A 14031-nucleotide genomic window follows, 5' to 3' on the forward strand; every position below is an offset into this window, starting at 1 on the left:
TTCGGTGCCGCGTTATCTCTATCCTCAAACATACGGATTTTGACCATGGCTACCAAAGCAAAAGCTCCTGCCAAGAAAGTCAGCAAGACCGCCGCCAAGGCTCCGGCCAAGAAGGCAACCGCCGCCAAGCCCGCCGTGAAGAAAACGGCTGCCGCCGCTCCCCGCGCCATCAAGCAGGCGCTGAACAAGTCGCAACTGGTTGCCCACCTGGTCGAACAGACCGGCGTGGAAGCCAAGTCGGTCAAGGCCGTGCTCGCCGGCCTGGAAAGCGCCGTGCTGGGCTCGATCGACAAGAAGGGCGCCGGCGAATTCACGCTGCCCGGCCTGTTCAAGGCGACCGTGCAGAAGGTCCCCGCCAAGCCCAAGCGCTTCGGCAAGGATCCGTTCACCGGCCAAGAGCGCTGGTTCCCGGCCAAGCCCGCTTCGGTCAAGGTCAAGGTCCGCGCGCTCAAGAAACTGAAAGACGCCGCGCAATAACCCGCGCCCGTCCGACAGTCTCATCGGCAAGGCCCGTCTCGCAAGAGGCGGGCCTTGCCGTTTCTGGCGGCGGGTTTGACACGGCGGGCCAGCGCATTTATCTTTACCTCAAAATATTTGATGTAAAGATAAATGCGCGACCATGTCGATTTCGTGCTGACGCAGTGGCACTACCAATGCCCTGGCCTGGACGTCTCGGCCATGGCGGTGTTCAGCCGCCTGTTCCGGCTGCACACGCTCGCCGCCCGCGAAGTCGACGCCGCCTTCCGCCGGCACGGCCTGCACCAGGGCGAATTCGATGTGCTGGCCACGCTCTACCGCGCCGGGCCGCCGCACACGCTCAACCCCCAGGCGCTGGTATCGGCGCTGCTGCTGTCGTCGGGCGCCATGACCAACCGGCTGGACCGCCTCGAGCAGGCCGGCCTGCTGGCGCGCCACCCCAACCCGGACGACCGCCGCGGCGTCATGGTGTCGCTGACGCCGCGCGGGCTGCGCGTCACCAAAGCGGTGCTCGGCGACTATCTGGATGAGCTCGAACGCCTGCTGGCGCCGCTGGCCGCGGCGGACCGCAAGCAGCTTGCAACCCTGCTGCGCCGGCTGCTGGCCGGGCACGACAGCCATGCCCCGGGCGCCATCGCTGCCGCCTCGCCCAAGTCCTGACCGCCCACCTCACTGGTTCCCCGCAGTTTTCCATGTCCAGCCCTTCGTCCAGCCCGCCCGCCCTCACCACCCCCATCATCCTGCTGATGTCGGCCGCCACCGGCCTGATCGTCGCCAGCAACTACTACATGCAGCCGCTGCTGCACACCATCAGCGAGCACTTCCGGCTGTCCGAGACCGCCGCCGGCGGCATCGTCACGACCGCGCAGCTCTCTTATGCGGCCGGCCTCATCCTGCTGGTGCCGCTGGGCGACATGATCGAACGCCGCGCCCTGATCACCGGCATGACGGCCCTGGCCGCGGCGGGCCTGCTGATCTCGGCCTGGGCGGGCAGCTTCGCGATGCTGCTGGCCGGCACCGCGCTGACGGGCTTCCTGTCGGTCGTCGCCCAGGTGCTGGTGCCGTTCGCCGCCACGCTCGCCTCGCCCCAGCAGCGCGGCAAGGCGGTCGGCACGGTCATGAGCGGCCTGCTCCTAGGCATCCTGCTGGCGCGCACCTTCGCCGGCGTGCTGGCCGGCCTGGGCAGCTGGCGCACGGTCTATTGGGTCGCGGCGCTGCTGATGCTGGCCATGGCGGGCGCGCTGTGGCGGGTGCTGCCGCGCTACAAGAGCCCGCTCGACCTGAGCTACGCAGGCCTGCTGGCCTCGATCTTCCACCTGTACGCGCGCGAACCGCTGTTCCGCGCCCGCTCGCTGCTGGGCGCGCTGATCTTCGCCTCGTTCAGCATGCTGTGGACGCCGCTCACCTTCCTGCTGGCCAACCCGCCCTACTCGTACGCCGACAGCACCATCGGCCTGTTCGGGCTGGCCGGGGCGGCTGGCGCCATCGCCGCCAACCGCTACGGCCGCCTCAGCGACCAAGGCCGCGGCAACCTGGCCACCCTGGGCGGGCTGGCGCTGCTGCTCGGCTCGTGGGGCCTGATCGCGCTCGGCGCGCATTCGCTGGCGGCCCTGCTGGCCGGCGTGCTGATCCTGGACATGGCCATCCAGGGCGTGCACGTCACCAACCAGAGCACCATCTACCGGCTGCGCCCGGACGCGCGCAGCCGGCTCACGGCCGGTTACATGACCTCCTATTTCATCGGCGGGGCGCTCGGCTCGCTGGCGTCGGCGGCGCTCTACGCCCACGCCGGCTGGCCCGGCGTGGCGGCCGGAGGGGCCGCGGTGAGCGCGGCGGCGCTGGCCTACGGCGCCTGGGCGCGCTCGGCGCGCATCCCGGAAAACCCGCCGGCGCCGGCCCGGACCTAGATCCCGTCTGGGTACTCCTATAATCAGGGGTTCGACCGCCGCCATGCCGCGCATGGCGGCGGCCCCATCCTTTTTTGAATCGCGCACGAGTCCATGCAGGAACGCTACAGCCCCACCGCCGTCGAAGCGGCCGCCCACCAGGATTGGCAGGCCCGCGACGCCTACCGTGTCACCGAACACGCCAAGAACGCCGACGGCAGCGAAAAGCCGAAGTTCTACGCGTGTTCCATGCTGCCGTATCCCAGCGGCAAGCTGCACATGGGCCACGTGCGCAACTACACCATCAACGACATGATGGCGCGGCAGTTGCGCATGCGCGGCTACAACGTGCTCATGCCCATGGGCTGGGACGCCTTCGGCATGCCGGCCGAGAACGCCGCCATCAAGTCCAAGGTGCCGCCGGCCAAATGGACCTACGACAACATCGCCTACATGAAGAAGCAGATGAAGGCGATGGGCCTGGCGATCGACTGGTCGCGCGAGATGTGCGCCTGCGATCCGCAGTACTACAAATGGAACCAGTGGCTGTTCCTGAAGATGCTCGAAAAGGGCATTGCCTACCGCAAGACCCAGGTAGTCAACTGGGACCCGGTCGACCAGACGGTGCTGGCCAACGAACAGGTCATCGACGGGCGCGGCTGGCGTTCCGGCGCGCTGGTCGAGAAGCGCGAGATCCCCGGCTACTACCTGCGCATCACCGATTACGCCGATGAGCTGCTCGACCAGGTCCGCGACGGCCTGCCCGGCTGGCCCGAGCGCGTGCGCGTCATGCAGGAAAACTGGATCGGCAAGTCCGAGGGCCTGCGCTTCGCCTTCACGCACGAGATCGCCGGCGCCGACGGCAAGCTCATCCAGGACGGCCGGCTCTACGTGTTCACCACGCGCGCCGACACCATCATGGGGGTCACGTTCTGCGCCGTGGCGCCCGAGCACCCGCTGGCCACGCATGCGGCGCAATCCGACCCCGCGCTGGCGGCGTTCATCGAACAATGCAAGCTGGGCGGCACCACCGAAGCCGAAATCGCCACGCGCGAGAAGGCCGGCATGCGCACCGGCCTGACCGTCACGCATCCGCTGACCGGCGCGCAGGTCGACGTCTGGGTCGGCAACTACGTGCTGATGAGCTACGGCGACGGCGCCGTCATGGGCGTGCCCGCCCACGACGAACGCGACTTCGCCTTCGCCGTCAAGTACGGCCTGCCCATCCGCCAGGTGGTGGCGGTCGAAGGCAAGGCCTACTCCACCGACGCCTGGCAGGAATGGTACGGCGACAAGCAAAGCGGCCGCACCGTCAACTCGGGCAAGTACGATGGCCTGTCCTACGGCGAAGCCGTCGACGCCATCGCCGCCGACCTGGCGGCGCGCGGCCTGGGCGAAAAACAGACCACCTGGCGCCTGCGCGACTGGGGTATCTCGCGCCAGCGCTACTGGGGCACGCCCATCCCCATCATCCACTGCCCCGACTGCGGCCCCGTTCCGGTCCCCGAACAGGACCTGCCGGTCGTGCTGCCCGAGAACCTGATCCCCGACGGCAGCGGCAACCCGCTGGCCAAGGACGAATCCTTCCTGTCCTGCACCTGCCCCAGCTGCGGCAAGCCGGCCCGCCGTGAAACCGACACCATGGACACCTTCGTCGACTCGTCCTGGTATTTCATGCGCTATACCTCGCCGGGCAACGACCAGGCCATGGTCGACGCGCGCAACGACTACTGGATGCCGATGGACCAGTACATCGGCGGCATCGAGCACGCCGTACTGCACCTGCTGTACGCGCGCTTCTGGACCCGCGTCATGCGCGACCTCGGCCTGCTGAAGTTCGACGAACCCTTCACCAAGCTGCTGTGCCAGGGCATGGTGCTCAACCATATCTATTCGCGCAAGAACGCCCAGGGCGGGGTCGAATATTTCTGGCCCGAGGAAGTCGAGAACATCTATGACGCCAAGGGCGCCATCAGCGGCGCCCGGCTGAAATCCGACGGCTCCGAAGTGAACTACGGCGGCGTGGGCACCATGTCCAAGTCGAAGAACAACGGCGTCGACCCGCAGGCCCTCATCGACACCCTCGGCGCCGATACCGCGCGCCTGTTCGTCATGTTCGCCAGCCCGCCCGAGCAGACCCTCGAATGGTCCGACTCCGGGGTGGAAGGCGCCAACCGCTTCTTGCGCCGCCTGTGGTCGCATTGCCATGCCCAGCGCGAGGCCGTGCAGCGCGGGCTGGCCGCCGGCGCCGACTGGAGCCAGGCCCCCGCCCCGGTGAAAGACCTGCGCCGCGAAGTCTACGGCCTGCTCAAGCAGGCTGACTACGATTACCAGCGCATCCAGTACAACACCGTGGTGTCGGCCTGCATGAAAATGCTCAATGCCATCGACGACGCCAAGCTGCCCGAGGGCGCGCACGCCGACGCCGCGCGCGCCGAAACCCTGGGCGTGCTGCTGCGCGTGCTGTACCCGGTGGTGCCGCACATCACCTGGCACTTGTGGCGCGACCTGGGCTACGCCGATTCCCTGGGCGACCTGCTCGACGCGCCCTGGCCGCACATCGACGAGGCCGCCCTGGTGGCCGACGAGATCGAACTCGTGCTGCAGGTCAACGGCAAGCTGCGCGGTGCGATCCGCGTCTCGGCGCAAGCCTCCAAGACGGACATCGAGCAGATCGCCGCCGCCCAGGAAGAAGTCGCGCGCTTCCTCGAAGGGCGTCCCCCCAAGCGCGTCATCGTCGTACCGGGCAAACTGGTCAACGTCGTAGGCTGAAGAGGTTCCGCATGCATTTCGCCTGGCATCGTCCGCAATTCCTCCGCCCGCGCTGGCTGCTGCGCGGCGCCAGCCTGGCGGCCGTCCTGCTGTTGGCGGCATGCGGCTTCGCGCTGCGCGGCGTCACGCCGCTGCCGTTCGACACCCTGTACATCGGCATCCCCGACAACACTCGCTTCGGCGCCGACGTGCGGCGCGCGCTGCGCGCAGCGTCGCCCAATACGCGGCTGGTCGACGAGGCCGGCGAGGCGCAGGCCGCCCTGCAAATGGTGCGCAACGAGCGCACCCTGCGCGAGGTGTCGCTCAACGCCCAGGGACGCGTCGAGGAATACGAGCTCGGCATCATCTTCACGTTCCGCCTGATCAGCAACCAGGGGGCGGCGATCCTGCCCGACACCACGCTGTCGGTCTATCGCGAAATGCCCTACGACGACCAGGTCGTGCAGGCCAAGCAGGGCCAGATCGAAAGCCTGTACCAGTCGATGCAGCAGTCGCTGGTCAGCCGGCTGGTGCGCCGCCTGACAGCCCCCGACGTGCGCGATGCCGCCGCGGCGGCGCAGCGCGGCGAGAGCAATCCCGACGCGCCGGTCTACGACCCCGCCCCGCCCGCCGCGCCGCGGCAACCCGAGGTATGGCAGACGCCCTCCTCGCCCGGCACCGGCAACTGGTAGACCATGGCCCAGGCGCTCGACGGAGACCGGCTGGCAGATCACCTGCAACGCGCGGGACAGCGCCTGGCGCCGTTGTACACGGTGTCCGGCGACGAGCCCCTGCTGGTCACCGAAGCCGTCGACGCCTTGCGCGCGGCGGCGCGCGCGGCCGGCTACACCGACCGCACCGCGATGGTCATGGATGCCCGCAGCGACTGGAGCGCCGTGACGGCCGCCACGCAGAGCGTGTCGCTGTTCGGCGACCGGCGCGTGCTCGAGATCAAGCTGCCGACCGGCAAGCCGGGCAAGACGGGCGCCGACACCCTGGCGCGCCTGGCCGCCCAGGCCGCGACGCAACCCGATCCCGACACGCTGGTCGTAGTGGCCCTGCCGCGGCTCGACAAGGCCACCCGCGACGCCAAGTGGGCGCAGGCCCTGGCGCAGGGCGGCGTGATGGTCGAACTGCCGTCCATCGAGCGCGGCCGCCTGCCGGCCTGGATCGGCGCGCGCCTGGCGCGCCAGAACCAGCGCGCCGACAGCGCCACGCTGCAATGGATGGCCGACAAGGTCGAAGGCAATCTGCTGGCTGCCCACCAGGAGATCCAGAAGCTGGCGCTGCTCTACCCCGAAGGCCAGTTGGCGGCCGAGGACGTCGAGCGCGCCGTCCTCAACGTGGCGCGCTACGACGTATTCGGGCTGCGCGACGCCATGCTGGCCGGCGACGCCCCGCGCACCGTGCGGATGATCGCCGGCCTGCGCGCCGAGGGCGAGGCCCTGCCGCTGGTGCTGTGGGCGGTGGGCGACGAAATCCGCCTGCTGGCCCGCGTCGCCGAGGCTCGCGCCAGCGGCCAGGACGCAGGCGCGCTGATGCGCCGGCTGCGCATCTTCGGCGCCCACGAACGGCTGGCGCTGCAGGCGCTCGGACGCGTGCCATCCCATGCCTGGCCGGCCGCCCTGCAACACGCCCACGACGTGGACCGTCTCATCAAGGGGTTGGCGGTATCCGGCCGCCTGTCCGACCCCTGGGAAGAAATGACCCGCCTGGCCTTGCGCGTGGCCGCTGCCGGGCGACCGTGACCCGCGCGCCGGGCGTCCACCCGCGCGCGCAGGATACACTTAGACTCTCAGCAGGCGCATGCCGCGCCGCGACCGGAATCATGCAAGACGCACTCATGTCCACTTCCGATATCGACACCGCCATGCTCGCCCTCGGCGAGAACGCCCGCCGCGCTTCGCGCGCCATGATGCGCGCCTCCGGCGCGGCCAAGAACCAGGCGCTGCTGGCCATGGCCGACGCTTTGCTGGCCAGCCGCGCGGAGCTCAAGGCCGCCAACGCGCAGGATCTCGACGCCGCGCGCGCCAATGGCCTGGAGCCAGCGCTGCTGGACCGCCTGACGCTGTCGGACAAGACCATCGAGCACATGGCCGAAGGCCTGCGCCAGGTGGCCGCCCTGCCCGACCCGATCGGCAGCACCACCGCCAGCGCGCTGCGCCCCAATGGCATGCGGGTGGCCCAGATGCGCGTGCCGCTGGGCGTCATCGGCATCATCTACGAGTCGCGCCCCAACGTGACCATCGACGCGGCCGCGCTCTGCCTGAAATCCGGCAACGCCACCATCCTGCGCGGCGGCAGCGAGGCCCTCCATTCCAACGTGGCGCTCGGCCGGATAGTGCAGGCCGGCCTGCAGGCGGCCGCCCTGCCCGCCGAGGCCGTGCAAGTCGTCGACACCACCGACCGCGCCGCCGTCGGCAAGCTCATCACCATGACGGAGCACATCGACGTCATCGTGCCGCGCGGCGGCAAGGGCCTCATTGCACGCCTGGCCCGCGAGGCCCGCGTGCCACTGATCAAGCACCTGGACGGCAACTGCCACGTCTACATCGACGCGGCGGCCGATCCGGAAAAAGCCCACACCATTGCCTTCAACGCCAAGACCTACCGCTACGGCATCTGCGGCGCCATGGAAACCCTGTTGATCGACGCCGGCGCCGCCGTGTCGATCCTGCCCCGCCTCGCGGCCGCCCTGGTCGCCCATGGCGTCGAACTGCGCGGCTGCCCGCGCACGCGCGAGATCGTGCCGGCCGCCAAGCCGGCCACCGACGAAGACTGGGCCACCGAATACCTCGGCCCCATCCTGGCCGTGCGCATCGTCGATTCGCTCGACCAGGCCATGGAGCACATTGCGCGCTGGGGCTCCGGCCACACCGATGCGATCGTCACCGAAGACCTGTCGGCGGCGCAGCGCTTCCAGCGCGAAGTCGACTCCAGCTCGGTCTACGTCAACCTGCCCACCTGCTTCGCCGACGGTTTCGAATATGGCCTGGGCGCCGAGATCGGCATTTCCACCAACCGGCTGCATGCGCGCGGCCCGGTCGGCCTGGAAGGCCTCACCACCCTGAAATGGGTCCTCTCCGGCGAGGGCCAGACCCGCGGCTGAACAGCCGCGCATTCCGCTATTCCCAAGTCTCCATGCCCACGCAAGTCCTCGCCTACGCCTTCAGCCTCGTCACCCTCTGCTTCATCGTCTGCTCGTTGTGCGGCATCCTGCTGTTCTTCGTGCGCACCGAGCATATCAACGCCACGCTCAAGCATCCATTGCTGAAGCATGGGCCATTTCGCCGCTTCCCGCTGGTGGTGAAGACCACGATCTTCCAGGACTACTTCTTCCGCCTGGCCTTTCCCGGCTTCAATTTCGGCCTGTTCGCGCACGCCAACAAGCAGCTCAGCCACGTCGACCCGCGCCGCGTCCCGCTGAGCGTCAAGATTCCCATCGTCGGGTTCTGGGCTTCATGCTGGGTCGGGCTGGCGGCCATGATCGCCGTGTGGATCATCCTGCTGCTGCACTGAGCCGCCTCAGTCCGTCTCCTCGAACACCTGCACGATGGCGTCGGCCAGCGCACGCACGCGCGCGCTGCGATTGAGGTCGCCGTGCATGACCAGCCACAAGTCGTAGAACTCCGAGCGCCGCGGCCATAGCCGCACCAGGCCGGGATACGCCCGGGCCATGGCAACCGGCAACTCGCCAATGCCCAGCCCGGCCGCCACCGCTTCCATCATCATCAGGCCCGAGTTCACTTCCAGCGCCACCTGGCCATTGTGCGTCGGCTCGCCGCAGAACGCGTCGAGCCGGCTGGGAATGGCGCTGCGCGCATAGCCGACCAGCCGATGACCGGCGAACGCCGTGCCGGGGCGCGGCTCGCCATTGGCCTGCACATAGGAAGTGGAGGCGTACAGGCCCATTTCGCGGCGCGCCAGGTGGCGATGGATCAGGTCGGGGTTGTCGGGCCGCACGTTGCGCACCGCCAGGTCGGCTTCGCGCCGCGTCAGGTTGGTGACCCGGGTCGAGGTGCTCAACAGCACGCGTATGCCGGGATGCGCGGCCTGCACGCGCCGCACCGCCTCCAGCAGGTAGTGGCGCGCCAGCGTATCGGATGTCGCCACCCGCACCATGCCGGACAGGCGCGTATCGAGCCCCTGCATCTGGCGCTCGAGCTGGTCGGCGGCCTGCTCCATGCGCTCGGCCGCCGCGAAGGCCAGCTCGCCCGCGGCCGTGGGCACATAGCCGCCCGGCGTGCGCAGGAACAGCCGCGCCTGCAACGAGGCTTCCATGGCCGCCAGGCGGCGGCCGGCCGTGGCCTGGTCCACCTGCAGCACCGCGGCCGCGCCGCGCAGCGTGCCGACCCGGTAGATAGCCAGGAAGATCCGCGCGTCGTCCCAATTCATTCGTCTGCCCTCGCCGCGTCGGCCTCGGCGTCTCGATGCGGCCGAAGCAAGCCCGGTGATGCAAATTTGCATCACAGAGAGGCAATTCTACTGGTTTTTTGCATTACTCGAAGCGCCTACGATGCGGTTCTCCACGATGCTTCGAGACCTTCCGTCATGTCCAGTCTCTGCCCCGCACCACATTCGCCGGCCATGCAGGCCACCCCGGCGCGCGCCGCCACGGCAGGCCTGCCGCCCCTGTTCGCCCTGGCCATCGGCTTCATCATGGCCATGCTCGATGTCACCATCGTCAACGTCGCGCTGCCCAGCATCGCGGCACAGTTCGGCACGCCGCTCAGCGGCCTGGTCTGGATCGTCGACGGCTACACCTTGACCTTCGCGGCCTTCCTGCTGGCGGCGGGCGCGCTGTCCGACCGCTACGGCGCCAAGGCCGTTTACCTGGCCGGACTGGCCCTTTTCACGGTGGCCTCGCTGTTGTGCGGCGCCGCGCCCGACACCGGGATGCTGGTCGCCGCGCGCCTGCTGCAAGGGGTGGGCGCCGCCCTGTTCATGCCCAGCTCGCTCAGCCTGCTCGCCCATGCCTACCAGGACGAGCACGAGCGCGGCCGCATGCTGGCGGCCTGGGCGGCCATCATCACCACGGCCGCCAGCGCGGGCCCGCTGGTGGGCGGCCTGCTGATCAGCCTGCTGGGCTGGCGCAGCATCTTCCTGCTCAACCTGCCGCTGGGGCTGCTGGGGCTATGGCTGGCGCACACACGCCTGGCCTCGCCCGCGCCGCGGCCGCGCCCGATCGACCCGGTGAGCCACCTGCTGGGCATCGCCACGCTGGGCAGCGCCTGTTTCGCGCTGGTCCAGGGCAATGTGTACGGCTGGGTTTCCGCCCGCATCCTGGCGGCCGCGGCGCTGGCGGTCCTGCTGGGCGCCGCGCTGGTCGTGCGCGAACGCCGGCATCCGCACCCCATCGTGCCGCGCGCCCTGCTTGCCACGCCCGGCTACCTGCCCGCCAACGCCTACGGGTTTCTCGCCAGCTTCACGGCATATGGCCTGATCTTCCTGCTGAGCCTGTACATGCAGCAGGCGCTGGGGGCCACGCCCCTGCAGGCCGGCCTGCGGTTGCTGCCCATGCTCGCCGCCCTGACGCTGGGCAACCTGGCCTCGGGCCGGCTGGCCGCCCGCTGGGGCGCGCCGGCCGTCATGATGGGCGGCGCGGCCCTCGGGGCGCTGTCGAGCATCGCGCTGTGCCTGGCCTACACGCCCGAGTCGCCGTACCTGCTGCTGCTGGCGCTGGTGGGTCTCGGCAACCTGGCCGCCGGCGCCGCCATTCCCGCCATGACCGGCCTGGCCATGCGGCTCGGCGGCCATGCGGGCGCCAACAGCGCCTCGGCGCTGCTCAATACCAACCGGCAGGCCGGCACGCTGGTGGGCGTGGCCGTCGTCGGCACTACCTTGCACGCGCTGCCCGACTGGCACGCCAGCCTGCCGGTCGCCCTGGGCCTGATGGGCATCGCCTATGTGGTCAACATGGCCATCGTGCTGCGCTACCTGCTGCTACGCGCCGGCCAGGCCGCCGCAACACCGTAAAATGGCTGGAATCGCGTCGCCTGTCCTGGGCGGCGCCGCCTCTCGACACTGCCATGCACCCTATCCAGCACCACGAACAACAAGGCCGCTTCGACACCCGGGTCGACGGCCAGCACTGCGTGCTCGACTACCAGTTGCGCGACGGCACCATGATCATCCAGCACACCGGCGTGCCCGCCGCCGTCGGCGGCCGCGGCATCGCCGCCGAGCTCACGCGCGCGGCGCTCGACACCGCGCGCCAGCGCGGCTGGCGCGTGCGGCCGGTCTGCTCGTACGCCGTGGCGTATTTCGAGCGCCACCCGGAATACCAGGATCTGCTCGGCCAGTGACTACGCCAACCGCCGTGCCGGCGGCCTGCCCTTGTGGCAGCGGCCAGGCCTACAGCCGCTGCTGCGAACCCTGGCATCGCGGCCCGCGCCGCCTGCAGGCGCCCTCCGCGGTCGCCTTGATGCGCTCGCGCTACAGCGCCTTCGTGCTCGACGAACTGCAGTACCTGCTCGACACCTGGCATCCCCATACGCGCCCGGCCCGGCTGGATCCGAACCCGCCCGACTTGAAATGGCTGGGCCTGCAGGTCAAGCAGCACGCTCAGCAAGACGCCGCTCACGCCACAGTCGAATTCGTTGCCCGCTATCGCCAGGGCGGGCGGGCGACCCGGTTGCATGAAACCAGCCGCTTCGTGCGCCACGATGGCCGCTGGCTCTATCTAGACGGCGTGCATCAGTAGCACCGGCCGGCCCGAGGCCTAGCTCGGCGCTCGAACGCACAGCACGTCGATGGCGGTGCAGACAAGCGATCGGCTCCCACGCCCATATTCCTTGCACATCGGCGAGGCAAAAACTGACGTTCTGCCGTGAATGCGCCGTTAACCCAGCAGCTCCTCTGCCAGTTGAGCTGCTTTCTGCTGCAGTGGCGTCAGATGTCTGAGCGTCGGCGTCACCAACGCCAGGTCCATGCTGGTGTCGGGAGAGGCGATACGCTGAACAGACAGCCCGTCTACCAAGTTAATACCGACAATCGCAGTATCTGTAGCAATGGTGCGCCCCACACCTTCAGAGACTAACTCGAAGATTGCATCCAATACGTCCACCTCAGAGCGGATATTCAAAGCGACACCGCAGCTCGCCGCTGCAACCTCTACAATCCGGCGGACTGCGTAAGCACGGGATGGCAGTATCAATGGGACATTGTTCAATTCTTCAAGGCGGCAGGTCGCCTTCCTGCTTTTTCCCAATGGCATCGGCCCTACTACATAGAGCTTCTGCCGACGTAGTAACCGAATATGCAGTCCAGACCTCGCACTCGAATCGTGGGTAACTACAAAGTCGAGCTTCCCGGCACTGATCTGATTGAGTAGGCTAATAGAAGCCTGGCTGGATACAGAAAGAGTCGCATGGGGGAGTTCTCTCCGGAAACGCCGGACATACTCAGCCACCACTTTGCGACCCACGCTAGGCGTCATGCCGCAAGCGACGTGACCGATAAAGCGTCTGTCCTCTTCTTGCAAGGCAAGCATGGCGGTATCCGCCGCGCGGATGACGCCATGGGCCTGTTCAAGAAAGCGTACCCCCATAGGGGTAAGTTCCACACCCCTGCCATTTCGATGCAGGAGGCTCGCACGTAACGATAGTTCCAACGCTTTCACCTGACGACTGAGCGTCGGTTGGGGCACATCGAGAACATCCGAAGCTTTGGCAAAGCTGCCAAGTTCGGCTACCTGCACAAAGTACTTCAGTTGCTTCAGGTCCATGGCTTCCTTTGCCACTTTTGACATTCGTTTTTTGCAAATCAGAAGCGGCAGATTTGTAATTGATGGCGGTATCTGGGATCCATACTATAGAGTAAATCGTCCAGGCAAGGGCGGCCTCATTTGAGGCTCGCCGGCCTGAGGACACCCAGAAAAAGTGATGGCCATACGCCAAGGCGGGACGCGCTATTGCCACGCACAACAACTGAAGGAGGAGACCGATGAAACAACTAGCGGCCGCAACCTTGGCAGTAATTGTTCTCTGCATCGGACTAACCGCGCGAGCGGCAAAATTTCCCGAGCGGCCGGTAACCATCGTAGTACCCACCACTCCGGGCGGCATAGCGGATACCACTGCGCGAATCCTGAGCGAGAAATTGACAGCGATCTGGGATGTTCCGGTGATAGTGGAGAACCGACCAGGAGTGGGCACGCTGCTCGGGGCTCAGCATGTACTGAAACAAGATCGCGAAGGGTACACATTACTTCTTGGCTTCACTGAGCTGACAACGTTACCCCTGCTGCAACCTCAATCCGGAATCGACGTACTGCGTGAATTTCAACCGGTCGTTGGCTTGATTTCGATGCCCGTCATTCTGCTGACACGGCCCGGCATTCAAGCTTCCGATCATCAGTCGCTCGTTAAACTGATGCAGTCGTCTCCGGGGAAGTACACATATGGATCCAACGGCCACGCGTCAATTGGACAGCTCCATACAGAGATGTACGCGCAATCCGTCGGCGTGAAGATGTTGCATGTGCCATATAGAGGCGCGTCAGAGTCTATCACTGCCCTGGTCGGCGGCGAAGTCGACGTCGTTCTGACTGTAGCAAGCCCGAACATAGTCAGGTACATCGAGGCCGGGCGCCTCAAGGTGTATGCAACGCTGGCTGAAAACAGGATACCGAAGCTCCCAGACGTGCCCACCATGGCGGAATTGGGTTATCCCGGCCTAAACGCCAGCGTCTGGTATGGGTTGCTAGCGCCGGCCGGGGTTCCTTCAGGAATCATCAACGAGATCAACGAAGGCGTCAGAGCGGCACTGGACCGGCCGGAAACCAAGCACAAATTGACAGCGATGGGGGCAAAGGTCACCGCGGATTCTGTCGCAAGCTTCCAGCTTTTTTTTAAAAAAGAGCATGACCAGTGGAATGCGCTGGCTGCCGATCTAGATTTGGTACGGAATTAATCAA

14 protein-coding genes are annotated in these 14031 nt (G+C 67.3%); 12 read left to right on the top strand and 2 right to left on the bottom strand.

Annotated elements, in window-relative coordinates:
- Positions 1-45 precede the first annotated feature (45 nt).
- The 8 genes from CAL24_RS15385 (at position 46) to CAL24_RS15420 (ending at position 8633) form a co-directional block, all read left to right on the top strand.
- The gene (locus CAL24_RS15385; protein ID WP_028354130.1) at positions 46-477 is read left to right on the top strand and encodes an HU family DNA-binding protein; all 432 of its coding nucleotides are present in this window, start codon (positions 46-48) and stop codon (positions 475-477) included.
- A 132-nt stretch (positions 478-609) separates the two neighbouring features.
- Complete coding sequence (locus CAL24_RS15390; protein WP_094807129.1) at positions 610-1137, top strand: MarR family winged helix-turn-helix transcriptional regulator; 528 nt, start codon at positions 610-612, stop codon at positions 1135-1137.
- A gap of 32 nt (positions 1138-1169) precedes the next feature.
- Positions 1170-2384, top strand: coding sequence for an MFS transporter (locus CAL24_RS15395; RefSeq protein WP_028354132.1), 1215 nt, complete (start codon positions 1170-1172; stop codon positions 2382-2384).
- A gap of 93 nt (positions 2385-2477) precedes the next feature.
- Positions 2478-5135, top strand: coding sequence for a leucine--tRNA ligase (gene leuS / locus CAL24_RS15400; RefSeq protein ID WP_094807130.1), 2658 nt, complete (start codon positions 2478-2480; stop codon positions 5133-5135).
- A gap of 11 nt (positions 5136-5146) precedes the next feature.
- Positions 5147-5806: an LPS assembly lipoprotein LptE gene (lptE, locus tag CAL24_RS15405; protein WP_094807131.1), complete on the top strand. Its 660-nt coding sequence runs from the start codon at positions 5147-5149 to the stop codon at positions 5804-5806.
- Between the two features lie 3 nt (positions 5807-5809).
- Positions 5810-6862 (top strand): DNA polymerase III subunit delta, encoded by a 1053-nt coding sequence (holA, locus tag CAL24_RS15410; RefSeq protein ID WP_094807132.1) that lies wholly within the window; start codon positions 5810-5812, stop codon positions 6860-6862.
- A gap of 95 nt (positions 6863-6957) precedes the next feature.
- Positions 6958-8223: a glutamate-5-semialdehyde dehydrogenase gene (locus CAL24_RS15415; RefSeq protein ID WP_249278547.1), complete on the top strand. Its 1266-nt coding sequence runs from the start codon at positions 6958-6960 to the stop codon at positions 8221-8223.
- Between the two features lie 32 nt (positions 8224-8255).
- Complete coding sequence (locus CAL24_RS15420; protein WP_028354137.1) at positions 8256-8633, top strand: hypothetical protein; 378 nt, start codon at positions 8256-8258, stop codon at positions 8631-8633.
- Positions 8634-8639: 6 nt separating this feature from the next.
- Here CAL24_RS15420 and CAL24_RS15425 read toward each other — a convergent pair whose 3' ends face one another.
- Positions 8640-9509: a LysR family transcriptional regulator gene (locus CAL24_RS15425; protein WP_028354138.1), complete on the bottom strand. Its 870-nt coding sequence runs from the start codon at positions 9507-9509 to the stop codon at positions 8640-8642.
- Between the two features lie 156 nt (positions 9510-9665).
- Between CAL24_RS15425 and CAL24_RS15430 the strand changes: the two genes are divergently transcribed.
- The 3 genes from CAL24_RS15430 to CAL24_RS15440 are packed head-to-tail and all read left to right on the top strand — an operon-like array spanning position 9666 to position 11817.
- Positions 9666-11090 (top strand): MFS transporter, encoded by a 1425-nt coding sequence (locus CAL24_RS15430; RefSeq protein ID WP_094807134.1) that lies wholly within the window; start codon positions 9666-9668, stop codon positions 11088-11090.
- Positions 11091-11143: 53 nt separating this feature from the next.
- The gene (locus CAL24_RS15435) at positions 11144-11419 is read left to right on the top strand and encodes a GNAT family N-acetyltransferase (RefSeq protein WP_094807135.1); all 276 of its coding nucleotides are present in this window, start codon (positions 11144-11146) and stop codon (positions 11417-11419) included.
- Positions 11416-11817: a YchJ family protein gene (locus CAL24_RS15440; RefSeq protein WP_094807136.1), complete on the top strand. Its 402-nt coding sequence runs from the start codon at positions 11416-11418 to the stop codon at positions 11815-11817. Before CAL24_RS15435 ends, CAL24_RS15440 begins: the two co-directional genes overlap by 4 nt.
- 138 nt (positions 11818-11955) lie before the next feature.
- Here the strand turns inward: CAL24_RS15440 and CAL24_RS15445 are convergent, their stop codons facing one another.
- Positions 11956-12840: a LysR family transcriptional regulator gene (locus tag CAL24_RS15445; protein ID WP_170947091.1), complete on the bottom strand. Its 885-nt coding sequence runs from the start codon at positions 12838-12840 to the stop codon at positions 11956-11958.
- Between the two features lie 218 nt (positions 12841-13058).
- Here CAL24_RS15445 and CAL24_RS15450 point away from each other — a divergent pair, with 218 nt between their 5' ends.
- Entirely contained in the window at positions 13059-14027 is a 969-nt protein-coding gene (locus CAL24_RS15450) for a Bug family tripartite tricarboxylate transporter substrate binding protein (RefSeq protein WP_094807138.1), read from the top strand.
- Positions 14028-14031: the final 4 nt, after the last annotated feature.

The sequence above is a fragment of the Bordetella genomosp. 2 genome, assembly GCF_002261345.1.
Classification (GTDB): Bacteria; Pseudomonadota; Gammaproteobacteria; order Burkholderiales; family Burkholderiaceae_B; genus Bordetella_A.